The sequence below is a fragment of the Bradyrhizobium sp. NBAIM08 genome (assembly GCF_020193935.1).
In the GTDB taxonomy this organism is placed as follows: Bacteria; Pseudomonadota; Alphaproteobacteria; order Rhizobiales; family Xanthobacteraceae; genus Bradyrhizobium; species Bradyrhizobium yuanmingense.
The window spans coordinates 1-425 of record NZ_JADYVR010000641.1; the positions used below are offsets into that span (position 1 = coordinate 1).

The 425-nt window shown below is 56.2% G+C and carries 1 protein-coding gene; it reads right to left on the reverse strand.

All coding sequences use genetic code 11. From position 1 onward, the window contains the following. A partial coding sequence (locus I6F37_RS41350; protein WP_225154573.1) for an acyl-CoA dehydrogenase family protein occupies positions 1–348 on the reverse strand: 348 nt, incomplete at its 3' end. Between the last annotated feature and the right edge of the window lie 77 nt (positions 349–425).

The window sequence follows — 425 nt, forward strand, 5'->3', positions numbered from 1 at the left end:
CACTCTATCTCGTTGGCTGACGCTGCCTCCGAACCAAACCGAAACGGCCCCCAAAAGCGACTTGACGTGGGCCACCGCCACAGTAAAGTCACGCCTCGACACAACTTTGACCAACGCCAGGAATTCCTCAACAGAAGCGAGTTGGCCACCGAACTCAACCGGCACGTAGTAGTTGTGCAAGCCCCAGTCTTCCAGCATTCGGCACGCCGCTTCCGGGTAAGCTTCTGCTTCGTCCAGCTCAATCGAACGCTCAAACGACAACACGTTCTCCTGGTAACGAGGGTCACCGAGATGCGCTTCGAGCGATGCGGCCGCGCTGTATTGCAGTGGAGATGCTGACTGATTCATGCTTGTGTGATTTGAGAGTAACTACGAAAGTGTCTGAGCAGAGCGAGCTCAAGCCGCCGCGGCGATCGAACTAGTTG